A 25,657-nucleotide genomic window follows, 5' to 3' on the forward strand; every position below is an offset into this window, starting at 1 on the left:
GTAAACCTGTCAGCAACTTTTGAATTCTTGCAGCGCGGTGTTCAGCGCCGGTGAGCTATCGTCGATGGCCTTGCCCTCAGGCAGATCGCGCTTCCATCAGCTGGATAAACTCGTCGAACAACGGTGCCACATCATGGGGGCCTGGGCTGGCTTCCGGGTGACCCTGGAAGCTGTAGGCCGCCTTGTCGGTGCGGCGAATGCCCTGCAGGGTGCCGTCAAACAGCGACTTGTGGGTGGCTTCCACATTGGCCGGCAGGGTTGCTTCGTCTACCGCAAAGCCGTGGTTCTGGCTGGTAATCATCACCGTGCCCTTGGCAATGTCCTGCACCGGGTGGTTGGCGCCATGGTGGCCGTGGCCCATTTTCATGGTCTTGGCACCGCTGGCCAGGGCCAGGAGCTGGTGACCAAGACAGATGCCGAATACCGGAATCTCGGTTTCCAGCACTTCCTGGATGGCCTTGATAGCGTAGTCGCACGGCTCGGGGTCGCCAGGGCCGTTGGACAGGAAGATACCGTCCGGGTTCATGGCCAGCACTTCCGAAGCCGGGGTTTGCGCCGGCACCACGGTGATGTCGCAACCACGGGCAGCAAGCATGCGCAGGATGTTGAACTTTACGCCGTAGTCCCAGGCGACAACCTTGAACTTCGGAGCAGACTGTTCACCGTAGCCGTCGGTGATGTCCCATTCGGTCTGGCTCCACTGATAGGTTTTCTCGCTGGTCACTTCCTTGGCCAGGTCCATACCTTTCAGGCCCGGGAAGGCCTTGGCCAGTTCCAGTGCACGCTCGGCGGTGGCGTTCTCGCCGGCAACGATGGCGCCGTTCTGGGAACCTTTGTCACGCAGGGTACGGGTCAGGCGGCGGGTGTCGATGTCCGCAATGCCAACAATGTTGTTGCTTCGCAGGTAGTCATCCAGGCTCTGCTGGTTACGCCAGCTGCTGGCGATCAGCGGCAGGTCACGAATGATCAGGCCGGCGGCGTGGATGCGGTCGGACTCTACGTCTTCGCCGTTCACACCGGTGTTGCCGATGTGCGGATACGTCAGGGTGACGATCTGGCGGGAGTAGGACGGGTCGGTCAGGATTTCCTGATAGCCGGTCATGGCAGTGTTGAACACTACCTCGCCGCTGGTTTCTCCGTCTGCGCCGATGGCGGTGCCGTAGAAGAGGCTTCCGTCTGCGAGTGCAAGGATTGCTGGTGTGCTCAAGGCTTGTATCCTCATCGAGTGGCGTAAGTTCGTCACGAACAGGAACGCAAGCGCAAATTCAGGTTGCAAAAAAGCGAGACAGAGTAAAAACCCGGTCCCGCTTTCTTATAAACTTTTCAAAGGTACGCTTGGTGCAGTCAAATCGCCTTATTGTAAGCGATTCTGGCCATTTTTGTCCACGCCGAATTGCGCCCGCCCTGACTCTAACCCCGGCCACGGGAGCAGGACGCCTTCCCGAAAACCGCTACGAGCACATCCATGTGCGCTTCTCTCCGGCCATCCATGGCCTCCGAAATTTTCGGGAAGGCGTCCTGCTCCCGCGGCCTCTGAGTATGCGGCTCAAGTTCAGCCTTTCAGGTTCAAAACATCCTGCATGTCGTAGAGACCAGCCGCCTTACCCTCAAGCCACAGAGCCGCCCGCATGGCCCCCTTAGCAAAGGTCATCCGACTACTGGCTTTATGGGCAATCTCGATGCGCTCGCCTTCGGTGGCGAACAGCACTGTGTGGTCGCCTACCACGTCCCCGGCACGGATGGTTTCAAAGCCGATTTCCTTGCGGGTGCGCTCGCCGGTGAAGCCTTCGCGGCCGTACACTGCGCACTCTTTCAGGTCGCGCCCCAAGGCGTCAGCTACGACTTCGCCCATGCGCAGGGCGGTGCCGGAGGGGGCGTCTTTTTTGTGGCGGTGGTGGGCCTCGATGATTTCCACGTCGTAGTCGTCGCCCAGGGTCGCCGCGGCGGTGCGCAGGAGGTTGAGGACGACGTTAACGCCCACGCTCATGTTGGGAGCGAAGACGACCGGGGTGGATTCAGCGGCCAGGGCGAGCTGCTCTTTTTCGGCGTCGGTCATGCCGGTGGTGCCGATGACCAGCATCTTGCCGTTAGCGCTGCAGAACCTGGCGTTTTCCAGGGTCAGATCCGGGAAGGTGAAGTCCACCAGTACGTCGAAGTCGTCTTTGACGTCGTCCAGGCTGCCAGCCATTTTTACGCCGGTTTTGCCAACGCTGGTCATTTCGCCGGCGTCGGCGCCGATCAGGCTGCTGCCCGGCTCGACGATGGCGGCGCCGAGTTCAAGGCCCTCGGTGCCGTCTACCGCTTCGATCAGTACCTTGCCCATGCGCCCGGCGGCGCCGATGATTGCTACCCGCATCTGTTCTGCCCTCAGAATTTCATTTCGTCGAAGAAGTTTTTCACACCCTCAAACCAGGAGGTTTTCTTCGGAGCATGATGGGTGCCGTTGCTGCCGTCCAGCGTTTGCTGGAATTCTTCCAGCAGTTCTTTCTGGCGCTTGGTCAGTTTCACCGGGGTTTCTACCATCACCCGGCACAGCAGGTCACCGGCAGGGCCACCACGCACAGGGCTCACGCCTTTGTTGCGCAGGCGGAAAAGCTTGCCGGTCTGGGTTTCGGCCGGGATTTTCAGTTTTACGCGGCCATCCAGTGTAGGCACTTCCAGCTCACCACCCAGTGCAGCATCCACGATGCTGATGGGCACTTCGCAGTACAGGTTGCGGCCGTCGCGGGTGAAGATGGAGTGTTCACGCACAGCCACCTGAACGTACAGGTCGCCTGGCGGTCCACCATCTACGCCCATTTCCCCTTCGCCAGACAGGCGGATGCGGTCGCCGGTATCCACGCCGGGCGGCACTTTGACCGACAGGGTTTTGTCCTGGCGAACACGACCCTGACCGTGGCAGGCCTTGCAAGGATCCTTGATGATCTGGCCAGAGCCACGGCAGGTCGGACAGGCCTGCTGCACGGTGAAGAAACCCTGCTGCATTCGTACCTGCCCCATACCCTGACAGGTGCCACAGGTTTCCGGCCGGGAGCCTTTTTCGGCGCCGCTGCCTTCACAGACGTCACATTCCTTGTGGCCCGGAATCTTGATTTCGACGGACTTGCCCTTAACGGCTTCTTCAAGGTCCAGCTCGAGGGTGTAGCGCAGGTCTGAGCCACGGGTATTGCGGCCACGACCGCCACCACCACCGAAGATATCACCAAACACGTCTCCGAAGATGTCGGAGAAGCTGCCGCCACCGCCGAAGCCACCGGCACCGGCCTGGCCGTCTACCCCGGCATGACCAAACTGGTCATACGCAGCGCGCTTGCCGGAGTCAGCGAGCACCTCGTAGGCTTCGGTGGCCTCTTTGAATTTACTGTCGGCATCCTGGTCATCCGGGTTACGGTCTGGATGGTACTTCATCGCGAGCTTCCGATATGCCCGCTTTATTTCCTTCTCATCCGCTCCCCGGGCAACCCCGAGTACTTCGTAATAATCGCGCTTGGCCATACTTCAAAACCCTGTTGCTATAACGCGGAAAACGCGGGGCTACCCCCGCGTTTTCCAACTGCCTGATGTACTTCGGATTTACTTCTTGTCGTCGTCTTTGACTTCTTCGAACTCGGCATCAACCGCGTCGTCTGCAGCCTGGGCACCTTCCTGCCCGTCGGCCTGCTGCGCCTGGTCAGCCTGATCCGCGTACATCTTCTGGGCCAGCTCGGAAGAGACTTCAGTCAGCTTCTGGGTCTTGGCTTCGATATCTTCCTTATCGGTACCCTTCAGAGCTTCTTCGAGGTCCTTGATGGCGCCTTCGATGGACTCTTTCTCGGCCTCGGTGACTTTGTCGCCGGCTTCGGTCAGGGTCTTGCGTACGGCGTGAACCATGGCATCGCCCTGGTTACGAGCCTGTACCAGCTCTTCGAACTTGCGATCTTCCTCGGCGTTGGCCTCGGCATCGCGCACCATCTTCTCGATTTCGTCATCGTTCAGGCCGGAAGAGGCCTTGATTACGATGGACTGCTCTTTACCGGTCGCCTTGTCTTTGGCAGACACGTTCAGGATACCGTTGGCGTCAATGTCGAAAGTCACTTCGATCTGCGGCACACCGCGGGGTGCCGGCGGAATGTCGGCCAGGTCGAAACGACCCAGTGACTTGTTCTGTGCCGCCTGCTTGCGCTCACCCTGAACAACGTGGATGGTTACCGCAGTCTGGTTGTCGTCCGCTGTGGAGAAGGTCTGCGATTTCTTGGTCGGAATCGTGGTGTTCTTCTCGATCAGCGGAGTGGCCACACCACCCATGGTTTCGATACCCAGGGTCAGCGGGGTTACGTCCAGCAGCAGTACGTCTTTCACGTCGCCAGACAGTACCGCACCCTGAATGGCAGCACCCATGGCTACGGCTTCATCCGGGTTTACGTCTTTACGCGGCTCTTTGCCGAAGAATTCCTTAACCTTCTCCTGCACCAGCGGCATACGGGTCTGACCACCCACCAGGATAACTTCGTCGATTTCAGAGGCCTTCATGCCAGCGTCCTGCAGAGCCACTTTACAGGGCTCGAGGCTGCGCTGAACCAGCTCTTCTACCAGCGATTCCAGCTTGGCGCGGGTCAGTTTCACGTTCATGTGCTTGGGACCAGACGCATCTGCAGTGATGTACGGCAGGTTTACGTCGGTCTGCTGGCTGCTGGACAGCTCGATCTTGGCCTTTTCGCCGGCTTCCTTCAGGCGCTGCATGGCCAGGGAGTCACCTCGCAGGTCGATGCCGCTGTCTTTCTTGAACTGGTCCGCCAGGTATTCGATGACCTTCATGTCGAAGTCTTCACCACCCAGGAAGGTGTCACCGTTGGTAGCCAGTACTTCAAACTGGTGCTCACCGTCTACGTCGGCAATCTCGATGATGGACAGGTCAAAGGTACCGCCGCCCAGATCGTAGACCGCTACGGTACGGTCGCCGCTCTGCTTGTCCATGCCGTAGGCCAGCGCAGCAGCAGTCGGCTCGTTGATGATCCGCTTAACTTCCAGGCCGGCAATCCTGCCTGCATCTTTGGTAGCCTGGCGCTGGCTGTCGTTGAAGTAAGCCGGCACGGTGATAACCGCTTCGGTTACTGTCTCGCCCAGGTAGTCTTCTGCAGTCTTCTTCATTTTCTTGAGGACTTCGGCAGAAACCTGCGGCGGAGCCATCTTCTGGCCTTTCACTTCTACCCAGGCATCGCCGTTATCAGCCTTGGCGATCTTGTACGGCACCATCTTGATGTCCTTCTGAACCACGTCGTCTTCAAAACGACGACCGATCAGACGCTTGATGGCGTACAGGGTATTTGCCGGGTTGGTGACCGCCTGGCGCTTGGCAGACTGGCCAACCAGTGTTTCGTTATCGTCGGTGTAGGCAATGATGGACGGGGTGGTACGATCACCCTCGGCATTCTCGATTACCTTTACCTTGTCACCATCCATGATGGCCACGCAGGAGTTGGTGGTTCCCAAGTCGATACCAATAATTTTGCTCATCGAATCACTCCAAGATCTTTCTGAATTCTGCTCCGGAGTGAGACCACCCCGGCTGTCGCTGTTTAATCGCTATATTGGCGCTTTCAGCGGCTTTTCAAGCCCCGACGGCGCCTTTTTTGATCAATTTTCTGCTTTTGCCACTACAACCATGGCCGGACGAACAACACGGCCGTTCAGCAGATAACCCTTCTGCACCACCGCCACCACGCTATTGGGCTCGGCATCCGGGGCTGGCACCATAGACATGGCTTCGTGCTGCTGCGGGTCGAACGGTTCACCCACCGGGTTCAGCTGCTCCACGTTGAATTTCTTCAGGCTGCTCATGAACAGGCTGAGGGTCATTTCCGCGCCTTCGCGGATAGAAGCCACCAGTTCGCTGGCGTCTTCCTGCCCTTCCGTGCTTTCCACGGCCTTCTCCAGGCTGTCGGCCACCGGCAGCAATTCCTTGACGAATTTTTCCAGCGCAAACTTGTGCGCCTTTTCCACGTCGATCTCGGCCCGGCGGCGCACGTTCTGCATTTCTGCCTGGGAGCGCAACGCCTGGTCCTGATACTCCTGTAGCTTGGCCTTCAGGGCATCCAGCTCGGAACCCTCTTGCCCCGCCTCGCCAGCTTCCGGCTCGGCATCAGTCTGTTCCGCCTGTGCGGCTTCGTTCAGCTCTTCTTCTACCTGTTCGTTGCGCTTTTCGTCAGCACTCATGACAACTCCTGATGGATTTTCCCAGGGCCCGAAGGCCTGCGGCTGGTTTAAGCCCCGCCCGTTTCAGGGCAGGAAAATACGACTTTGCGAACGAATATGGGGCCCGCCGGGCGGGTTTCAACCTTCCGGGATGCATTCTTTACAAATTCGGGGCACAGGTTATTTGCAAACAGGAAAAACCCTGTATATATTCACAGCAACTGTATGGAATCACAGTATTCGAAATTTTCAGAGACAACAGACTCTGAACGGAGGTAATCAGCATGCTTATCCAACTGACGGTCTCGAACTACGCCATTGCTGAACGGGTTGAATTGCAGTTCAGCAAGGGCATGACAGCACTCACCGGCGAAACCGGTGCTGGCAAGTCTATCGTTCTGGATGCCCTGGGCCTGGCCATGGGCGGCCGCGCAGACGCCGGAGCTGTGCGCCACGGAGCCGAGCGTGCCGATATCAACGCCAGTTTCGATATCTCGAGAATTCCGGAAGCCCGGCAATGGCTTGAAGCCCACGAACTGGATGACAAGGAAGACTGCATCCTGCGCCGCACCATCCGCAAAGATGGCCGCAGCAAAGCGTTTATTAACGGCCAGCCCTGCCCGCTGTCCCAGCTCAAAGAACTGGGCGGCCTGCTGATGGACATCCACAGCCAGCACCAGCACCAGTCACTGTTGCGCAAAGACACCCACCGCAAACTGCTGGACGAGTTCGCCGGCGCCGAACAACTGGCCGACCAGGCCCGCAACGCCTGGAAAGCCTGGAACGCTACCCGACAGAAACTGGAACAGCGCCGGCACAACGCCGACGAAGCCGAGGCCAGGCTGCAACTGCTTCGCTACCAGGTAGAGGAGCTGGACCGGCTGGCACTGGAAGACGGCGAGCAGGAGGCCCTTGAGCAGGAGCAGGCCCAGCTGAGCCAGGCGGATGCAGTACTGCACAGCAGTCACCAGGCCGCCCTGCTCTGCACCGAAGATGACACCAGCGCAGCCGCCCTGGTACGCCAGGCCCTGCAGCAACTGGAGCAACTGCCGCTGGAAGTGCCGGCACTGGCCGATACCCTGCAGATGCTGAACGAAGCACAGATCCAGATTTCCGAAGCCGGCGACAACCTGCGCCGGTTTGTCGACGACTATGAAGCCGACCCGGCGCGGTTGGCCGAGGTGGAAGAACGCCTGAGCGCCATTTACCAGATGGCCCGAAAGCACCGGATTACCCCGGAAGAGTTGCCGGAACTGCACCAGCGCCTGGCCGCAGAACTGGCCGAACTGGACGGCGGCGAAGGCAGCCTGGAACAACTTGAAGCTGAGCTGGAAAACCTGCGCCAACAATTCGATGAGCTGGCAGCACAGCTGTCTGCCAAACGGGAACAGGCCGCCATGGAGCTGGACCAGCGGGTTGCCCGGGAACTGGCCCAGCTAAGCATGCCCAACATGCAGTTTGTCACCCACCTGAGCGGCAATGCTGACAACGAGCCGGCACCCCATGGCATGGAAGATATCGAATTCCTGGTCAGCGCCAACCCCGGCCAGCCGGCACGCCCACTGGCCAAGGTGGCCTCCGGCGGTGAATTGTCACGGATCAGCCTGGCCATCCAGGTGGTTGTGGCACAAACCTCCACCACACCCACGCTGGTATTCGATGAGGTGGACGTAGGTATTGGCGGCGGCACTGCCGAAGTGGTGGGCCGACTGCTGCGGTCACTGGGGGATAACGGGCAGGTACTGTGTGTGACTCACTTGCCGCAGGTGGCCGCCCAGTGCCATCAGCACCTGTTTGTCAGCAAGTTTACTGAGAAAGAAGCGACTTACTCGCGCATTGAGGCACTGGATGATCAGGGCAGGATCAGCGAGGTAGCAAGAATGCTGGGTGGCGTGGACATGACCGAGCACACCATTGCCCATGCCCGGGAGATGTTCGTAAAGGGCCAGGCGACCCATCACTGAAATCCCCTCTCGATTCGGAGAGCTTCGGGGCCGGCACTTGCTGGCCCCTTTTTTATCGTTTGATTACTTCTTGCCGGAGTTCAGAGGTTTTACGTACAGGATCAGGCTGTGATCGACAATCTCGTAGCCGTGTTCTGCCGCAATCTTCTGCTGACGCTCTTCGATGACCTCGTCCACAAACTCGATCACTTCACCGGTCTGGGTGCAGACCATGTGGTCGTGGTGATCGTCACCGGCCATTTCGAACACCGCATGGCCGCCTTCAAAGTTGTGGCGCAATACCAGGCCAGCTGCCTCAAACTGGGTCAGCACCCGGTAAACGGTCGCAAGGCCCACATCGTCACCCTGATCGAGCAACTTCTTGTAGACGTCTTCAGCACTCAGGTGATGCTCCTTGGCGTTCTCCAGAATATTGAAGATTTTCACCCTGGGCAGAGTAACCTTAAGACCGACTTTTCGTAATTCGGCGTTTTCAGATGGCATGCTACTATTCACTCGTTGGTGTGCCTTACGGCTTCCGGTATGATGAAGCCGCCGTTCAACGGTTAAACCCGTTTCACACCTGCCAAAGGCAGGCGATTTCAAGATAGAGGATTTCCCCTGGCGATGCAAAAGCTCACCGCTATCATTCTTATTGGCATTTTATCCTTGTCAGGCTGCGTCTTCCCCGGCGTTTACAAGATCAACGTACAGCAGGGAAACATTGTTACCGACGAAGAGCTGACTGAACTCTCCGAAGGCATGCCACGCAGCCAGGTACACGCGGTACTGGGCAGCCCGCTGATGCTGAACCCGGTCGATCCTTCCAGGGAATACTACGTGTACACCTTCCAGCGCCGGGGTGGTGACATCGAAGAACAACGCATCATCGTTTACTACAACGGCGACCAGTACAGCCACTACGAAGCCCAGCTGCTGGAAGAAACCCCGGCCTACTAAGCTTCAGGCTTTCTTCTTGGCCCGGTTCAGGCGCGCCTGTTTCGGGTCGATCTTGAGCGCCCGGTAAAGCTCTACCCGGTCGCCTTCCCGCAACTCGTGGCTGGCCGGATCTTTGATCACCTTGCCGAACACGCCCATATCGATAGCGTCCGGCTCGATTTCCGGAAAGATATCCACAATACCCGAAAGCTTTACCGCCTCCAGCGCCGTAGCGCCCTCCGGAACCTTGACCGGCACAATCTGCTGCTTGTCGGGCCGGGCGTATGCCACCTCTACCTGCATCACACCAATCCTCCGCGATAGATTTCATCCGCGCGACGGCAGAAAGCGTCCACCATGGTGTTGGCAGCCTGGTTGAAGACCGGGCCGAAGGTCATTCGGGACAACGAGCCGCCAAACTCAAACTCCAGCGTGAGGATAACCTTGCAGGCATTGTCGTCCAGCGACCGGAAATGCCAGCGACCGGTCAGGTTCTTGAGCGGGCCATCCACCAGCTTCATTTCGATGCTTTCGGGCATCAGCAACTGGTTGCGTGTAGTCAGGCGATGTCGCACACCACCCTTGGCGATTTCCAGTGACGCCATAATCTCGGCATCGGTACGCTCGTGCACTTCCGCCCCGGCGCACCAGGGCAGAAACTCGGGATAACGCGCCACGTCATTGACCAGGTGGAACATGCGTTCGGCCGAATGCATAACCAGCGCGGTTTTATCAATCTGATGAGCCATGTAAAACGGAATTCCTGCGCTTTTTTACTACTACTGACACCAACCGCTGTCACCGGCCGATGGGTCATTCACCATGATACTGGATATCCGGCCCGTTTGGGGCGCTTTCAACCGGCGCCGAAGCTTCGGCAACCGGCGTACCCGGCCCGCACCAGATCGCATCGTTGCCGTTATCACAAAGATTGGACAGTGAAAAAATGGTGTACTGGATACCGATCCACAACGCCACAACCGGCAGCACCAGCCGCATCACCCAATACCAGAGCTTGCGGAAAAATGCCGGGGCATCGCCCAGAATCTGCGCGCTGTAGCGGCGGGTCAGACACCAGCCGGCGAAGGTGGCAACAAGCATGGCAACCACCGGAATCAGGATGCCGCCGGTCACCAGCTCCAGCCACCGGTAAACCGTGGCACCTGCCAGCTGATAATCGGCCCAGACGTTGAAAGAAAACAGCGACGCCAGGCCCGCCAGCCACACCGCCAGGCCTACACACACCACAGACCATCCCCTTGGCGCGCCGAGCCATTCCCGCAACCAGCCCACCACGGGCTCCAGCAGGGAGATAGACGTTGCCCAGACAATCAGCACCACCAGCAGGAATACCGCGGTGATCACTACCTGGCTGAACGGCACCTGGGCCAGTGCCACCGGCAGCGAGACAAACAACAGGCTGAAGCCTCGCTCGCCATCCAGGCTGGTGCCGTCAAGCGCAATGGAAAACATCATCACACCGGCAACAATTGCCACCAGGGTATCCATCAGCACCACCGCCAGAATGGATCGTTTCAGGCGGGTTTCCGCCGTGGTGTAGGCGCCAAAGATCGCCCAAACCCCGACCCCGAGCCCCAGGGTGTAAAAGGCATGGAAGAAGGCTGCCTTGATGCTGTCGAGGCTTAACTGTTCCGGGCGGAAGGTCAGAATGTGATCAACCCCGGATTCCAGCCGCCCGTGCCCGGCGGACAGGGCAAACAACATCGCCAGCAACACTAACGTGCAAGGCACAACAATGCGCAGCGAACGCTCCAATCCCTTCACGACACCCCGTGCCGACACCGCCAGTACCAGTAGCAGGAAGAACCCGTGCCAGGCCATAAACTCCCGGTAACGCTCCGGGCTTGAAACCAGCTCGGTCAGCACCGCCGAAGCGGAAGCTGTGGTCGCACCGCTGAACTGGCCGGAAGCACCGGCAAACACATAGGCCAGCACAATGCCGCCAAACACAGCGGTGAATGACAGCACAAGGAAGGCTGCAATCACACTCAGGGGACCGGTCAGGTGCCACAAGCGGTGGCTGCCGGCGTTGCGCACAAAGCCATCCATCGCCAGCACGATCCCGTGCCGGGAGTGCCGCCCGAACACCGCCTCTGTCACCATCAGTGGCAAAGCCACCAGCAACAGGCACGCCAGGTACAACAGGATAAACAGACCGCCACCGTGAATACTGGCCAGGTAGGGAAACTGCCACAGGTTGGCAAGGCCCACGGTTGCACCAACCGAGGCCCAGAAGAAGCTGGATTTACGGGTAAACGACCCTATGGATGTCTGGTACTTGTGCGGCATTCCGGCCCCTGAAAAGCTATAGCCGCTTATTGTAGCCGATGCCGGCGGCGGTAAACGACCATTGTGGCACCCCGGCGGCGAAATCGTGACCCGTCTGGCAGACCTGAGCTACAATGCCCGCTTTGCCGGCCCTCTATTAACCGCCGGCCAAGTCATTCTTCCGATCCCGGACAGGATTCATGAGCAAGAAGAAAGCAAGCGGACCAACCAGTAACACCATTGCCCTGAACAAGAAGGCAAAGCACGAATACCACATCGAGGAACGCTTCGAAGCGGGCCTGGCCCTGCTTGGCTGGGAAGTGAAGTCTCTGCGTGCCGGCAAGGCGCAACTGGTGGATGCCTATGTCCTGCTCAAAGACGGCGAAGCCTGGCTGCTTGGCGCCCACATTACACCGCTCAACACGGCGTCTACCCATGTGATTGCCGACCCCACCCGCACCCGGAAACTGCTGCTGCACGCCAAGGAAATTGCAAAGATTATCGGCCAGGTCAACCAGGCCGGGCACACATGTATCCCGCTGGCGCTATACTGGAAAGGCAACAAAGTGAAGTGCGAGATCGCCCTGGTAAAAGGCAAGAAGCTGTTCGACAAGCGGGCGACAGAAAAAGAGCGGGACTGGAACCGGCAGAAGCAGCGAATTATGCGCGAAGCCAACACCTGAAGCTGAGACACAAGGAGGGGGTATGTCACCACAACGGGCAGCCATGTCGTCGGTAGACCGGTCGTGGCTGCGCATGGACACCCCGGAAAACCCCATGATGATTTCGGCGGTGTTGATGTTCGAAAAACCGATCGACATCACTCGCCTGAAGCGCACCCTGGAGGAGCGCTTCCTTAAGTTCCGGCGTTTCCGCCAGCGCATCGTAGACAAAGGCGACAGGGTTTACTGGGAAGACGACCCGCTGTTCGATCTCGACAACCACCTGCATCGCATTGCCCTGCCCGGCAAAGCTGGCAAGGATGAACTCCAGGCGCTGACCAGCGACTTCAACAGCAGCGCCCTGGATTTCCGGCGCCCGCTCTGGCAAATCCACTATATCGACAATTTTAACGGCGGCTGCGCGCTGCTGGTGCGCATTCATCACTGCATAGCAGACGGCATCTCCCTGGTTCGGGTACTGCTTTCCCTTACGGATAAATCCCCCGAAGCCAGGCTGAAAAAAATCTCCAGCAAACCGAAACCTGCCAAAAAACCGGAAGGCACGGCCGCCTCCCGCTTCCTGCACCGCTTGGTAGACAGCAGCCAGGCAGGATGGCAGCAGGCGAGACTGTTCCTGGACTCCGTCCGTGAAGAACCCAACTACCCGCTCAAGCTCGCCACCACGGCCGGCGGCATTGCTGCGGACCTGGTAAAACTCGGGCTGGCTCCCTTCGAACCAAAAACCAGCCTGAAACAACAACTGGTTGGCCGCAAACAGGTCGCCTGGGCCGAACCGCTCGACCTTGATGACGTCAAAGCCTGCGCCAAAATACTCGGCGGCACCGTTAACGATGTTCTGTTGTGCGCCGCCACCGGTGCCCTGAGCCGGCACTTCACCGAACAACACCAGACCATCCCGGACTGCGGCATTCGGGTGGCAGTGCCTTTCAACCTGCGCCCGCTGGACCAGCCGATCGAGACCCTGGGCAACCAGTTCGGCCTGGTACTGGTGGGCCTGCCCGTTGAAGTTACCGACCCTCTCATGTGCTTCCGCCAGGTGCAGGAAAACATGAACCGGCTAAAGCGTTCCTACCAGGCCCAGGTCACCTACAGCCTGCTTGATCTGTTCGGTCGCGGCCCCGATATCCTGGAACGACGGGCACTGGACCTGCTCAGCAACAAAGCCTCTGCGGTACTGACCAACGTGCCCGGCCCCCGACACGCTGTGTACCTGGCCGGCAGCAAACTGGTGCAACCCATGTTCTGGGTGCCCCAGAGCGGCAACATCGGTATCGGCATGAGTATCTTCAGCTACGCCGGCACCGTTCAGTTCGGCATTACCGTGGACAAAGGCATCCCGGCAGACCCGGTTGCAGTGATGGAATACTTCCGCGACAGCTTCCGGAATCTGTACCAGGCCGCAAAGGCCAAGGGCTCGGCAGGGGATCTTCGCGCTGCGTCGTGATACAGATAGGTACAAATAACCGCCACGATAGTGAAACACCCCTTGAAGTATCGGGAGCCGCCCACATATACTCCAAGTAAGAGGGGACGACATGGCTTCGACGCTGGTGGCGAACCCTTGGGTGCATGTCGAGATGGCAGCCAATCTCGTTAATCCAAAGCTGCAACGCAATAGTCGCAAACGACGAAAACTACGCACTAGCAGCGTAAGCTGCTAGTCGTCCTGACCGGGTCGCCCGTAGCTCGGAAGCAACATCTCAGGACGTCATCGCTTACGGGATGCTCCTTTATCCAGAGCTCACTGGCTAAAGGCTAAGATTTAAAGAGCTCGCCTCTTGCACCCTGGCCTTCGGGTCGCTTGAGGTTAAAACAATAGAAGGACACTAAGCATGTAGATCTCAAGGCCTAGTGCTGGCGGACGCGGGTTCAATTCCCGCCGTCTCCACCACCTTTCAAGAGAAAAGCCCCTGATTTCAGGGGCTTTTTTCGTTTCTGAACGGCTTTTTTGTCCCTAGGTGTCAACAACGTCTGATCTTGGAACACATGGCAGGAGAGGGTAAGACCCCCCTTCAGCGTTCTCTGCGAAAGCATCTAGACAAAGAAGAGATTCCGTCACCGAGGAAAGAGGCTCCCCCGTACCTACTAAGCCCCTATTCGGCCGACAAACCACGAATCCAGCAATTTGAATCTCAGTACATGGCTCCTGATGGTTGTGATAATTGGAAGAATGACAGGCACATGGTGGAGTGCCAAAATCATAAGATACGGGCGAGAAAGGCCTTCATGGATCAGCTGAAATCTAATTAGGTTTATTACTATCAAATAAATCAAACAAACAAACCAACCTGAATATCGAATGCGTAGCCGCAATAGCTAGTGACAGTGCATAAACCGTAAAAAATGCACCTATGAAAGAGAAAATAATTTCAACATAATAAAAGAAAAGCTTTGATTTCGGGAACTCAGGAATAGACGAAAAAACATTAGGCAAAAATTCAAATGCCATTGAGTAAATAAGCGCAATTATCTGACAGAATATAAAATAAGCAAAACTTGCACTTATTGAAAGTAATGGTGATGGCTTCCCATCATCATCGGATCCCGTCAGAATAGAAACGAACTTCTCGTTACCGAAGGATACGAAGATAGCAAAGCCACCAAGCGTAAAGCCCAACAAATCTGGGAAGAAGTCTTGAGCGTAACCAACCCAGTTTTCACGCAAACCGAAGAAAAAGAAAACCAAAGAAAAAATCAACGAAAAGTGAAAGAAAGGGCTTGTCAGCAAAGCCCTATACCCGCCATAGGCCATCCAAAACCCTGAGGTTTCTTGGTTTTGATCACTCATCAACTATTAATCCATCTAACGACTTCATCTTTTATTGTTTTTGCAAGACTAAAAAATGCCTGAGTGCCCAACTCAACTTCTTCATCATAAATCACAGGGCGCCGAACGGGGTGCTCACTGGTATCAAACTCCTTCTTTCTCCCCTCGTCATCTTTTCCCTTGAGGTATACCTTACCATTTCGGGCAGCGATATCAGCCTCACTCCTGAGATCTTCGTCAACGTCTATACCTTCGTCCCTGACTGACTTATAAGAAGACTCAATGGTTCTAACATTTAAACGAGCCATCCTCTCTAACACACGCCTCTCGTTTTCAGCAAATCCATCTGGATTAGGCCTATTAATTCGTAGAGAGAGTGTCTCCATCAGATAAATCTCAAAAGCTTCGTCGAGGGAATCCCTATCGGGAATTTTAGTCACCTCAATATCACCAAACTTTTCTCTTACACGCGAATCACTGAAAATATCTTTCATTAGACGTTCGCAAGATGTTGGCCCTAACCGCTTGCCATCTGCGTAGGCCTCAAAAAACAAAAGATGATGCTCAGGAAAAAAAAGGAATGACAATCTTTGGCCGTTTGCACGAAACTTTTCCGGAATCGAAATTTTCTTTAGATCTCTATCAGATACCTGAGAGTTATTCTCTGTGTCAAACCACCCTCCAATAACTGTAAAGCGTAAAATATCACCCGAAAAACAATAGTCCTGGATATAGTCACGCTCCTGACTAATACCTCGTAACTCTCCCCAATCGTTTCCGGCTATCTTACCCTGAATCCCTAAACGCTGAACAAACTTCAAAAGATCCACATAATCTTCAGAAGTGTGGTTCTTTGTGGTTAAACGAATGTTTAAGCCGGAAACTTCAATCTTTTTCTTGTGGGCCATGCGCGCCTTCCCTGAACCAAAAAAACCAAATTAAATCTAGGATTAGCATGAAATCTAAGCATATAACATATCGCGACACAAGAACCAAAACAGACCTCTCCCTGTAGTCACACCACTCTGCAGGTGTCGCGCTTGCCTGGCATCCCTGCCGGCGGTGAGCCCCGGTCTTCCTGACCAAACGGCTCACTGCCAGTGTACCGTTACACGCTGTTACGTTTAGGCGTTTTGTCTTAATCCGGCGTGAGACTTTTCCCACACTGCCTTTTGTGCGAAGCCGGTTAATCCGGTTCGATTCGTTCTGCCTGGCCGGTTTGTTCCAGGGTGGCAGGTGATTTTATGGGCTCTACCAGGAGGGGTTGCCGGATTCGGGTTTTGAGTAAGTCCTGGAATGGGTCTGTGTTGGTCAGGCTTGGGTCTAGCCACATGTCGAAGTCTTCCCGGTTGAGCATGAGCGGTATGCTTTTCGGATGGATGTGGCTGAACCTGGGGTGTGGTGGCAGGGTGATAATGGTGAACGACGGCAACACTTCTTCCTGGAAGTCCCACAGCTCATACAGGCCGGCAAAGGCTATGGCGCTGTTGGCCGGGCGGATGTTGTAGCACTGTTTGTGGCCTTTCTCGCCTGTCCATTCATGGAAGCCGCTGGCCGGTATGATGGCCCGCTGGCTGTGAAAGCGTTTTTTCCAGAGTGGGCTGGTACCCAGGCTGCCCGATCGGGCGTTGAAGGTGCTGTACTTTGGCGAGGGGCGGCAGCCGGTGCCGTCTGGTTTGCGCTCTATGAGCAGTGACCAGATGGCGTCCTGCAGGGTGCGGCCCTGGTGGGTTTCGTAAACGATCTGGGCTTTGGCTCCGGGGGCGATGTTAACCCGGGGCTCTATCCGGAGCGGGATGCCGAGTTCGTCCAGGAGGCCCTGGACTAAGGGGTCGTCGGATACGTTGAATCGGCCGCACATGGCTGGCCTCCTTCTTTTATTGCCTCAAATAGCTCTGAAGCCTTGTACAAGCCATATCCCGATAGGCTCGGCTTTTGGGGTCGTTGTCTTTTTGATACTGCGTTCTCCAAAAATTGCAGTTTTCACGGGCCCCGGCAATAGCGGCCTGTTTTTGCTGTCTCTCTCGTTCTTGCCTCTTACGGTCTGCAGCCAGTTGACGCTCCCTTTCTTTCCGCGCCTGGATCTCCTGGGGCGTAGGTGGCGGTGGCGTTGTTATCTGAGGAAACTCGATTTTGGGGCCACTGGACATTCTGCGCTCAAACTCATCACCAAGAGCGTCCATAAAGACGAAAAAGACGAGCCACCCGATGATGGTCACGATGACCCAAGAGACAATATTGGCAACCAGAACCGCAGAGAACATTTTGAACCAGGACATTTTTCACTCCTTTGAATCGGTACTGGAAAGACTACCCAAAGCTATCGTTAGCTAGCAACTGAGGCTTGAATTTAATTCGCCAAAAACCATGGATCTTTTTTTAGCCCTTTTTTTAGGTCTATTTTTTGGTATAATTTTTTTGTGCCGCCGAAATTAAGGGCAACATGATGAAGAAGTCGCTGAAACGATACGAAACACAAAGCGGCAATTAAACCAGCACGAAGGATCACGGCACAGGAGAACCTTTAATGAGAAGCCTATTTGCGAGGCTTGCGGCCACCATTTCGGAGCTGAAGGCTAATCCGAATGAGGTGCTCAACCAGGCTAATGGCGAACCGATTGTGATCCTGAGTCACAACAAGCCAAGAGCCTATATGGTGCCTGTCGAAACATTCGAGCAGATGCAAGAGCAGCTTGAGGATTACCGGTTACTCCAGGAGGCTCGCAAGCGTATGGATGATGAATCAATACCGGTGAGCATCAATGAGCTACGAGCTGGAATTCAAGAAAAAAGCGCTCAAGGAGTGGAACAAGCTTAACCCTACTGTCCAGGCAGAGTTTCTGAACATTCTGGAGCGCCGTCTGGAGAATCCGAGGGTCCCAAAGCATCAACTGAAGGGATCTTCGGATTTCTACAAAATCAAACTGAGATCCCAGGGCTTTCGCCTGGTCTACCATGTAGACGATGGCAAAGTGGTTGTCACTGTGATCACGGTTGGCCGTAGAGATACCGTTTACAAGTCCTTCTAGGTGTCCACAAAGTGTCAACGCAAGTGCGGTTTTGAGTGGTTATGTGTGGAATGCCGTTTTTGTAAGTGGCTGTTTTATGGGCTATTGTGGTTTTATGTGGGCCAATAGACAGGTGCGGCATCGGGTTCAATTCCCGCCGTCTCCACCACCTTTCAAGAGAAAAGCCCCTGATTTCAGGGGCTTTTTTCGTTTCTGACCTTCCGTTTTTTCTTCAGGTGTCATCGGCGCTTAACCTTGCCTAACCCCACCAACTGACGTAAAACAACCCTATATCGAGTGGTTAGCAAGCAATACACCCCCGGTATTGCCCGTTACGCTCCGGAACAATCCAAGGCACGAACCGACACAGCCTGTCGCTCCGTGCCTTTACGCTTTATCAGAGAACGAAAGTCGTAACTTCTCATAGGGAACAACCGAGCAATGAACAACACGGAACAGCAATTCCTCAAAGCCCTGGACGACAAGCTCTGGAAAGCCGCCGACAAGCTCCGCGCCAACCTGGATGCCGCCAACTACAAGCACGTGGTGCTGGGCCTGATCTTCCTGAAGTACGTCTCCGATGCCTTCGAGGAGCGCCAGGAAGAGTTGCTGGAACGGTTCAAGGATGAGAACGACGACATCTACTACTTGCCGCCGGAAGATTACGACGGCGACGAGGACTACCAGCAAGCCCTGCTGGAAGAACTGGAAGTATTAGATTACTACCGCGAGGCCAACGTGTTTTGGGTGCCCAAGGCCGCCCGCTGGAGCACCCTGAAAGAGAAAGCCGTGCTGCCCGTGGGCACCGTGCTCTGGCAGGACGATGCCGGTAACGACGTAAAGCTGCGCTCCGTGTCCTGGCTGATCGACAACGCCCTGGAAGAAATCGAGAAGAGCAACGCCAAGCTCAAGGGCATCCTCAACCGCATCAGCCAGTACCAGCTGGACAACGACAAACTGCTGGGCCTGATCAACACCTTCTCCGACACCTCCTTCACCCGGCCGGTGTTCGAGGGCGAGAAGCTGAGCCTGCACAGCAAAGACATCCTCGGCCATGTGTACGAATACTTCCTCGGCCAGTTCGCCCTGGCCGAAGGCAAGCAGGGCGGCCAGTATTACACCCCCAAAAGCATCGTCACCCTGATTGTCGAAATGCTGCAGCCCTACTCCGGCCGTGTGTACGACCCGGCCATGGGCTCCGGCGGTTTCTTTGTCTCCAGCGACAAGTTCATCGAGGAACACGCCAGCGAACAACACTACGACGCCAGCGAGCAGAAGAAGCACATCTCCGTGTACGGCCAGGAATCCAACCCCACCACCTGGAAGCTGGCCGCCATGAACATGGCCATCCGGGGTATCGACTTCAATTTCGGCAAGAAGAACGCCGACACCTTCCTGGACGATCAGCACCCGGACTTGCGCGCCGACTTCGTGATGGCCAACCCGCCGTTCAACATCAAAGACTGGTGGAGCGAGTCCCTGGCCGACGACGTGCGCTGGAAGTACGGCACCCCGCCCAAGGGCAACGCCAACTTCGGCTGGATGCAGCACATGATCCACCACCTGGCGCCCACTGGCAGCATGGCCCTGCTGCTGGCCAACGGGTCCATGAGTTCCAACACCAACAACGAAGGCGAAATCCGCAAGCGTCTGGTGGAGGAAGACCTGGTGGAATGCATGGTCGCCCTGCCCGGCCAGCTGTTCACCAACACCCAGATCCCGGCCTGTATCTGGTTCCTGACCAAAGACAAAGCCAACGGCATGGTGCGCAATGAGAAGAAGCGGGACCGCCGGGAGGAGTTTCTGTTTATCGACGCCCGCAACCTGGGCTTTATGCGGGATCGGGTACTGCGGGACTTCACCAACGACGACATCGCCAAGGTCGCCGACACCTTCCATGCCTGGCAGCGTGGCGAGGGCTATGAGGATATCGCCGGCTTCTGCAAGTCCGCCAGCCTGGACGAGATCAAGAAACATGATTTTGTGCTGACGCCAGGGCGTTATGTTGGTGCTCAGGAACAGGAAGACGATGGGGAGCCGTTTGCTGAAAAGATGGCACGGCTGACCCTGCAGTTGCGGGAGCAGTTTGCGGAGAGTGACCGGCTGGAGGCTGAGATTAAGCGGAATCTTGGGGGGCTGGGCTATGACCTCTGAGTGGACACTAGAAGCATTAGGGCAAATTGTTACGGGAAAAACCCCACCAAAGGCCGTCCAAAATGCTTACTCGGATTCAGGAATGCCATTTCTCACACCAAAGGATATGGACGGCAGGAAATGGGTGCTGACTACCGAGCGCTGCCTCTCAGAAGAAGGAACGAACTCAGTCCGAAAATCTATTGTTCCTGCGGGAAGCATAGCGGTTTCCTGCATCGGCTCTGATATGGGCAAAGCCGTTCGTATTCCCGTTGACAGTGTAACAAATCAACAAATCAACACGCTCATCCCTAACGCTGAAAAATGCGACCCTGATTATCTCTACTATCTGCTATCAACTATGCAGCAAGACTTGAAAGATATTGCAGGCGGTTCAGCTACTCCGATTCTGAATAAAGGGCACTTTGGCAAGGTGCAGGTTCAGTTGCCTGATATCAGGCACCAGAACCAAGCAGCCAAGATTCTTGCTGCACTTGATGACAAAATCCAACTCAACAACCAAATCAACCAAACCCTCGAACAGATGGTCCAGGCCATCTTCAAAAGCTGGTTTGTCGATTTCGAGCCGGTCAAAGCCAAGATCGCCGCACTGGAAGCCGACGGCAGCGAGGAAGACGCCCTGCTCGCCGCGATGCAGACCGTTTCCGGCAAAGACGAGGCGGAGCTAACCCGCCTCCAGGCCGAACAGCCCGAGCAATACGCCGAGCTCCGCGCGACCGCCGAGCTGTTTCCGTCGGCTATGCAGGAGAGTGAGCTGGTGGAGATTCCGGAGGGGTGGGAATGCTTGGCACTTGACCAGATAGCCAAGTACCAGAACGGATTGGCTCTCCAAAAATTCCGTCCCGAAAACGAAGACGATTATTTGCCAGTGGTAAAAATTGCCCAGCTCAAGAAAGGCTACGCAGATCACGAAGAAAAAGCCTCTCCCAATATCAAACCAGATTGCATCATCGACAACGGTGATGTTGTGTTTTCTTGGTCTGGTTCACTGATGGTTGATACATGGTGTGGAGGCAGGGCGGCACTAAACCAGCACTTGTTCAAGGTGACCTCTGAGAACTATCCGAAATGGTTGTATTTCCACTTCACCCGACATCATTTAGAAGAATTCCAGCGCATCGCTGCAGACAAAGCGGTCACGATGGGACATATAAAACGCGAGCACCTCAAGAGCGCGTTGTGCGCAATTCCCGATGGGAAATTTATAGAGAGTGCCGGCAAGGTTCTAAGTAGTGTTCTGAATAAACAGATTGAGCTTCGGCTAGAGAGTAAATACTTGTCTGAACTACGCGATGCGCTGCTTCCCAAACTCCTATCCGGCGAACTCTCTGTATCGGAAACCGCGAACCAAACGTTGGAAAAGGTGGAACCAACCAATGTTTAAGATCGACTCCACCGCCAACCGCATCAACCCACTGGAAGCCAAACGCTTCAGCGACCTCGGCTTCACCGAGCGCAAACACCTGCAGGAATGGTTGGAAAACTACCCGCAAGCGCTTACCCAAGGCGATGGCGAGGAACTACTGATTATCCAGAAGGAATTCGACGGCTTCGACGACACCCGCGAACGGCTGGATCTGCTGGCCATCGACAAGGACGGCAATCTAGTCATCATCGAAAACAAACTCGATGACAGTGGCCGGGATGTAGTGTGGCAGGCGCTCAAGTACGCCAGCTACTGCGCCAATCTGAAAAAGCAGCAGGTGGTGGAGATCTTCCAGCGCTACCTGAACCAGAAAGCCCAGAACGAAGGCGGCGCACCGGCGGATGCAGAGAGCGTGTTGCTGGAGTTCCTGCAGGCAGACGACCTGCAATCTGTGCAACTAAATACCCTGAAAAGCCAACGCCTGATTCTGGTGGCCGCCCACTACCGCAAGGAAGTCACCAATACGGTGCTCTGGCTGAGCCAGTTCGGCGTCAACTGCCAGTGTTTCAAGGTCACGCCCTACCAGGCCGGTGCAGAGCTGTTCCTCAACGTGGAGCAGATCATCCCCACCCCGGAAGCCTCCGACTTTATGATTGGCATGATGGCCAAGGAGGCTGAGGAGAAGAGCGCCAGTAAAGAACAGAGACTAAGCCACCGACTGCGTCTGGAGTTCTGGGACCAGACGCTGGAAGCATTCAGTCAAAGCAGCTGTGACCTTTATAACAACATCAGCCCGGGTAAAGACCATTGGTTAGCGGCGGGCTCTGGCTTGTCGGGAATGACGTTTAATCTGATTTTCGGCAAGAGTGAGGTACGGGTCGAGTTCTCCATGGCACGAACTCAAGCCGAAGCTAATAAATTTGTATTCGATCGACTCGAAGCCCAGAAACAAGAAATCGAAAGAATTTTCGGTGCGCCTCTTATCTGGCTGCGTTTACCCAATCGTAAAGCATGCCGCATTCAGCACGGCGAATCCGTTGACGGCTATGATAAAGACAACTGGTCAGATATTGTTGCATGGCTTGTGGAGCATATGTCTCGTTTAGAGACAGCTTTAAGAGGACCGCTGGAAAAGATTCGCCCGGAATTGAAGACTGCGGATCTCAATAAGGGACTTACGGCCGGCCTGTAGCAACTCTGGAGATATCAGGCCTACCTCGCCGGACCAAAACAATAAGGGAATTGATGATGTCTGACCCGTCGTTACAGAGCTCATTGTTTGAGGAAGATTACCTGTTACGAGAACTGGGCCAAGTCGCTCACGTGCCACAAGTTGCTCTGACGGAATTGGTAGCTAATGCGTGGGATGCCGGAGCATCAAAAGTTGATCTGGTTCTTCCGAATGAAACAGGGGGCACGTTGACCGTTACGGACGATGGTCACGGTATGACACCCGATCAATTTAAAAAGCGGTGGATGACTCTTCGATACAGCCGCGAGAAGCATCAAGGGCTAAGTGTTGAATTTCCAGCCAATCGATCTGCACGTCCTCGCCGAGCCTATGGGCGGAATGGGGTTGGGCGTCATGGACTGCTCTGCTTCGCTGATGAATACGCAGTCGAGACTTGGCGAGACGGGACATTGGGAAAGTTTATCGTGGGCACAGAATCGGGGCCCAGCCCCTTCGTTCTTCGAAGCGAGACTCTGGAACACCGAGAAGGTACTGGGACCAGATTACTTGTCTCAGTCACTCGAAAGCTGCCTGATCCGGAAGAGATACTAACCGTACTGGCCGCCCGATTTGTTCACGATCCTGAATTTGAGATCAGAGTAAATAATCGGCGGCTATCCTTTCACGAACTGGATGGCAAGGTCAGCGAGGAAACACTCGACCTTGGAAATGGACGAAGCGCCACAGTTACAGTTATTGATTCAACCAAGCTCAACCATTCATCAATACACCAAGGAGTAGCTTTTTGGGTACAGAAGAGACTTGTAGGGACCCCTTCTTGGTCCGTTGGTAATTTATTGACCTTTGATGGCCGAACACGGTTTGCGCGCCGCTATAAAGTGATTGTGGATACTGAGGGATACGAATCCGATGTGGAGCAAGATTGGACAGCATTCCGCTCAACAGACGCAGTTAAAGAATTGCACGAAGCGACAGCCCACCAGATAGAAAAAGTTTCACAAGAACTCGCCAAGGAAGTTGTTGAGGCAACATCAGAAGATGCACTGATCAAGAACCGCTCGGACTTGGAATCATTAGGTCAAGGCGCACGCCTAGAGGTCGCTGAATTCACGAAAATTATTGCAGAAGAACATCCGACCATTTCCCCCGACTTTTTATCGACCGCTGTTCAAGCTGTTATCAATCTCGAAAAAACGAAGAGCGGCGCAGCACTCTTGCAGAAACTCTCGGCTTTATCTGCTGGCGACATCGATGGCCTGGACCGATTACTTGAAGAATGGACAATCAAAGATGCGCTGCGGGTTCTGGACGAAATCGATAGCCGGCTCAGCGTCATAGAAACTATCAAGCGACTAGCTGATGACCCTGAGACAGACGAACTGCATACTCTGCACCCCCTAATCCTACGTTCTCGCTGGCTATTCGGCCCCGAATATGAATCCCAAGAGTTCTGCTCCAACGTCACACTCCAGACTATCGCTCGACAATTGTTTGGTTCCGAAGACGCAACCTTTATCAACGAAAGGCATAGACCTGACATCGTCGTGCTCCCAGATAAAACTACTTGGCAGATGACGGGCTGTGAAGGGTTCGATCCAAGCGATCCAACAGTAGTGCAGATACAGAGCGTGCTGGTCATCGAGTTAAAGCGTGGGGATTTCCCTCTGACTCGTAAAGAGGTAAACCAAGCGGACGGCTATGTTCAAGACATATCCAGCTCTGGTGCTATGGCCGGAACCCCGTATATTTCCGCATGGGTTGTAGGGCAACGAGTGTCCCCCGGTGTAGAGCGTGACAAACGACTCGGATCTCCCGAGTATGGACGAGTAAGAGCCGTTACGTTCAGTTCCTTGGTCGATACGGCCAACGCTCGTTTGCTAAAGCTCCGCAAAACGCTGGCAAGTCGATATGGCGCGGCATCCACCGATAGCCTTCTTGAGCGGGTTTTCTCAAAACCGAGACAAGAGGACATGTCTTTCGAGGACGCTTCTTCTAATGGAGAGCAAGATCCTACAACTGAACAATTATCACAGTGAGCCACCCAGCTCTAGTTGGTGCCGAAGATCAGCCGTCATTAGATGACACGCCAATAGATTGACCGATCAAACCAAACGCCATAAAGAGATGTCATGCCCGAACAGCAAGTCAGAATTTTTACGTCAACCGATGGCCAGGCGCAGCTGGAAGTGGCGCTGGATCAGGAAACGGTCTGGCTCAGCCAAATCCAGATGGCGGAGCTGTTTGGTAAAGACGTGCGAACCGTCAACGAGCACGTGAGCAATGTGTTCCAGGAGGGTGAACTGGAGAAAGAACCAACTATCCGGAAATTCCGGATAGTTCGCCAGGAGGGCAAGCGCCAGGTTCAGCGCGAAATTGATCACTACAATCTGGATATGATCATCTCCGTCGGCTACCGGGTGAAATCCCAGCGCGGCGTGCAATTTCGCAAATGGGCCACCCAGGTTCTCAAAGACCACCTCGTTCAGGGCTATACCCTTAACCAGCGCCGTATGGCAGAACGCGGCATCGAATTTGAGCAAGCCGTAAATCTACTCAGCCGCACTCTTACCAATCAAGGCCTGATATCCAATGAAGGCGAAGCCGTTGCCCGGGTGATCAGCGACTACGCCCGCTCCTGGAGCTTACTGCAAGGCTACGACGAGCAGCAGCTGGCCGAGGTCGGCATCAAGCAACCGGATATGCAGCCACTCGAGCTGGACGAAGCGCTCAAGGCCATTGGCGAGCTTAAACAGACTCTGATCGCCAAAGGCGAGGCTACCGAGCTGTTCGGCCAGTTACGGGGTGACGGTCTGGCTTCTGCGCTGGCGACGATCGAGCAGGGCTTTGGTGATGAGCTCTTTTATCCGAACGTGGCTACCCGTGCCGCTCACCTGCTCTACTTCGTGATCAAGAACCACCCGCTGGCCGACGGCAACAAGCGGTGCGGCTCGTTTCTGTTTTTATGGTATCTGCGCCGCAACGCCGCTTTGCTGGCGCGACCGGTGGAACAACTGATTAATGACAACACCCTGGTGGCCTTGGCCCTGCTGGTGGCGGAAAGCCTGCCGGATCAGAAAACCCTGATGATCCGGCTGATTGAGCATTTCCTGCTGCTGAAGGAGCCCACCCGGGAATAGGACGGATG

24 protein-coding genes and 1 other RNA gene are annotated in these 25,657 nt (G+C 55.5%); 12 read left to right on the forward strand and 13 right to left on the reverse strand.

Annotated elements, in window-relative coordinates; genetic code table 11:
* Positions 1-76: 76 nt before the first annotated feature.
* The 5 genes from carA to grpE form a co-directional block, all read right to left on the reverse strand.
* Positions 77-1,207: a glutamine-hydrolyzing carbamoyl-phosphate synthase small subunit gene (carA, locus tag AQ621_RS13030; RefSeq protein ID WP_227508334.1), complete on the reverse strand. Its 1,131-nt coding sequence runs from the start codon at positions 1,205-1,207 to the stop codon at positions 77-79.
* Positions 1,208-1,552: 345 nt separating this feature from the next.
* Positions 1,553-2,356: a 4-hydroxy-tetrahydrodipicolinate reductase gene (gene dapB / locus AQ621_RS13035; protein ID WP_058341804.1), complete on the reverse strand. Its 804-nt coding sequence runs from the start codon at positions 2,354-2,356 to the stop codon at positions 1,553-1,555.
* 11 nt (positions 2,357-2,367) lie between these two features.
* Positions 2,368-3,495 carry a molecular chaperone DnaJ gene (gene dnaJ, locus AQ621_RS13040; protein ID WP_022988307.1) on the reverse strand — a complete coding sequence of 376 codons (1,128 nt, stop codon included), beginning with the start codon at positions 3,493-3,495 and terminating at the stop codon, positions 2,368-2,370.
* Positions 3,496-3,573: 78 nt separating this feature from the next.
* Entirely contained in the window at positions 3,574-5,493 is a 1,920-nt protein-coding gene (gene dnaK / locus AQ621_RS13045; protein ID WP_058341805.1) for a molecular chaperone DnaK, read from the reverse strand.
* A gap of 120 nt (positions 5,494-5,613) precedes the next feature.
* Positions 5,614-6,192 carry a nucleotide exchange factor GrpE gene (gene grpE / locus AQ621_RS13050; RefSeq protein ID WP_058341806.1) on the reverse strand — a complete coding sequence of 193 codons (579 nt, stop codon included), beginning with the start codon at positions 6,190-6,192 and terminating at the stop codon, positions 5,614-5,616.
* Between the two features lie 263 nt (positions 6,193-6,455).
* Here grpE and recN point away from each other — a divergent pair, with 263 nt between their 5' ends.
* Complete coding sequence (gene recN / locus AQ621_RS13055; protein ID WP_058341807.1) at positions 6,456-8,135, forward strand: DNA repair protein RecN; 1,680 nt, start codon at positions 6,456-6,458, stop codon at positions 8,133-8,135.
* A 63-nt stretch (positions 8,136-8,198) separates the two neighbouring features.
* On the opposite strand, the gene fur is transcribed toward recN, so the two are convergent.
* Positions 8,199-8,618: a ferric iron uptake transcriptional regulator gene (fur, locus tag AQ621_RS13060; RefSeq protein WP_058341808.1), complete on the reverse strand. Its 420-nt coding sequence runs from the start codon at positions 8,616-8,618 to the stop codon at positions 8,199-8,201.
* A gap of 123 nt (positions 8,619-8,741) precedes the next feature.
* On the opposite strand from fur, the gene AQ621_RS13065 reads away from it, so the two are divergent.
* Entirely contained in the window at positions 8,742-9,074 is a 333-nt protein-coding gene (locus AQ621_RS13065) for an outer membrane protein assembly factor BamE (protein WP_058341809.1), read from the forward strand.
* Between the two features lie 3 nt (positions 9,075-9,077).
* Here the strand turns inward: AQ621_RS13065 and AQ621_RS13070 are convergent, their stop codons facing one another.
* From AQ621_RS13070 to AQ621_RS13080, 3 genes are all read right to left on the reverse strand, one after another.
* Positions 9,078-9,356 (reverse strand): RnfH family protein, encoded by a 279-nt coding sequence (locus tag AQ621_RS13070; RefSeq protein WP_058341810.1) that lies wholly within the window; start codon positions 9,354-9,356, stop codon positions 9,078-9,080.
* Positions 9,356-9,802, reverse strand: coding sequence for a type II toxin-antitoxin system RatA family toxin (locus AQ621_RS13075; RefSeq protein ID WP_022988314.1), 447 nt, complete (start codon positions 9,800-9,802; stop codon positions 9,356-9,358). The genes AQ621_RS13070 and AQ621_RS13075 overlap by 1 nt, the downstream gene beginning before the upstream one ends.
* 64 nt (positions 9,803-9,866) lie before the next feature.
* Positions 9,867-11,363 (reverse strand): sodium-dependent transporter, encoded by a 1,497-nt coding sequence (locus AQ621_RS13080; protein ID WP_082641076.1) that lies wholly within the window; start codon positions 11,361-11,363, stop codon positions 9,867-9,869.
* A gap of 179 nt (positions 11,364-11,542) precedes the next feature.
* Between AQ621_RS13080 and smpB the strand changes: the two genes are divergently transcribed.
* The 3 genes from smpB (at position 11,543) to ssrA (ending at position 13,916) form a co-directional block, all read left to right on the forward strand.
* A complete protein-coding gene (gene smpB, locus AQ621_RS13085; protein ID WP_022988316.1) occupies positions 11,543-12,025 on the forward strand; it encodes an SsrA-binding protein SmpB in 483 nt (160 codons plus the stop codon).
* 22 nt (positions 12,026-12,047) lie between these two features.
* Positions 12,048-13,469 carry a WS/DGAT/MGAT family O-acyltransferase gene (locus tag AQ621_RS13090; RefSeq protein WP_058341811.1) on the forward strand — a complete coding sequence of 474 codons (1,422 nt, stop codon included), beginning with the start codon at positions 12,048-12,050 and terminating at the stop codon, positions 13,467-13,469.
* A gap of 82 nt (positions 13,470-13,551) precedes the next feature.
* Positions 13,552-13,916, forward strand: a transfer-messenger RNA (tmRNA) gene (gene ssrA / locus AQ621_RS17385).
* A gap of 351 nt (positions 13,917-14,267) precedes the next feature.
* Here the strand turns inward: ssrA and AQ621_RS13095 are convergent.
* The 4 genes from AQ621_RS13095 to AQ621_RS13110 all read right to left on the reverse strand — a co-directional run bounded on the left by AQ621_RS13095 (position 14,268) and on the right by AQ621_RS13110 (position 17,071).
* Positions 14,268-14,813, reverse strand: coding sequence for a hypothetical protein (locus tag AQ621_RS13095; protein WP_058341812.1), 546 nt, complete (start codon positions 14,811-14,813; stop codon positions 14,268-14,270).
* Positions 14,813-15,700, reverse strand: a complete 888-nt coding sequence (locus AQ621_RS13100; RefSeq protein WP_058341813.1) for a DUF4747 family protein — start codon at positions 15,698-15,700, stop codon at positions 14,813-14,815. Before AQ621_RS13100 ends, AQ621_RS13095 begins: the two co-directional genes overlap by 1 nt.
* A 278-nt stretch (positions 15,701-15,978) precedes the next feature.
* The gene (locus AQ621_RS13105) at positions 15,979-16,653 is read right to left on the reverse strand and encodes an SOS response-associated peptidase (protein WP_058341814.1); all 675 of its coding nucleotides are present in this window, start codon (positions 16,651-16,653) and stop codon (positions 15,979-15,981) included.
* Positions 16,654-16,669: 16 nt separating this feature from the next.
* Positions 16,670-17,071 carry a hypothetical protein gene (locus AQ621_RS13110; RefSeq protein ID WP_227508335.1) on the reverse strand — a complete coding sequence of 134 codons (402 nt, stop codon included), beginning with the start codon at positions 17,069-17,071 and terminating at the stop codon, positions 16,670-16,672.
* 248 nt (positions 17,072-17,319) lie between these two features.
* Between AQ621_RS13110 and AQ621_RS13115 the strand changes: the two genes are divergently transcribed.
* From AQ621_RS13115 to rhuM, 7 genes are all read left to right on the forward strand, one after another.
* Positions 17,320-17,610 (forward strand): type II toxin-antitoxin system Phd/YefM family antitoxin, encoded by a 291-nt coding sequence (locus AQ621_RS13115; RefSeq protein WP_011786787.1) that lies wholly within the window; start codon positions 17,320-17,322, stop codon positions 17,608-17,610.
* Positions 17,555-17,821, forward strand: coding sequence for a type II toxin-antitoxin system RelE family toxin (locus AQ621_RS17390; RefSeq protein WP_082641078.1), 267 nt, complete (start codon positions 17,555-17,557; stop codon positions 17,819-17,821). The genes AQ621_RS13115 and AQ621_RS17390 overlap by 56 nt, the downstream gene beginning before the upstream one ends.
* A gap of 420 nt (positions 17,822-18,241) precedes the next feature.
* Positions 18,242-19,954, forward strand: a complete 1,713-nt coding sequence (locus AQ621_RS13120; protein WP_058341815.1) for a class I SAM-dependent DNA methyltransferase — start codon at positions 18,242-18,244, stop codon at positions 19,952-19,954.
* Positions 19,944-21,338: a restriction endonuclease subunit S gene (locus AQ621_RS13125; RefSeq protein ID WP_058341816.1), complete on the forward strand. Its 1,395-nt coding sequence runs from the start codon at positions 19,944-19,946 to the stop codon at positions 21,336-21,338. The genes AQ621_RS13120 and AQ621_RS13125 overlap by 11 nt, the downstream gene beginning before the upstream one ends.
* Complete coding sequence (locus AQ621_RS13130; RefSeq protein ID WP_058341817.1) at positions 21,331-22,512, forward strand: DUF4268 domain-containing protein; 1,182 nt, start codon at positions 21,331-21,333, stop codon at positions 22,510-22,512. The genes AQ621_RS13125 and AQ621_RS13130 overlap by 8 nt, the downstream gene beginning before the upstream one ends.
* Positions 22,513-22,568: 56 nt before the next feature.
* A complete protein-coding gene (locus AQ621_RS17395; protein ID WP_082641080.1) occupies positions 22,569-24,548 on the forward strand; it encodes an ATP-binding protein in 1,980 nt (659 codons plus the stop codon).
* Between the two features lie 93 nt (positions 24,549-24,641).
* Positions 24,642-25,649, forward strand: a complete 1,008-nt coding sequence (gene rhuM / locus AQ621_RS13140; RefSeq protein WP_058341818.1) for a virulence RhuM family protein/type II toxin-antitoxin system death-on-curing family toxin — start codon at positions 24,642-24,644, stop codon at positions 25,647-25,649.
* Positions 25,650-25,657: the final 8 nt, after the last annotated feature.

Source organism: Marinobacter sp. P4B1 (genome assembly GCF_001447135.1).
Classification (GTDB): Bacteria; Pseudomonadota; Gammaproteobacteria; order Pseudomonadales; family Oleiphilaceae; genus Marinobacter; species Marinobacter vinifirmus.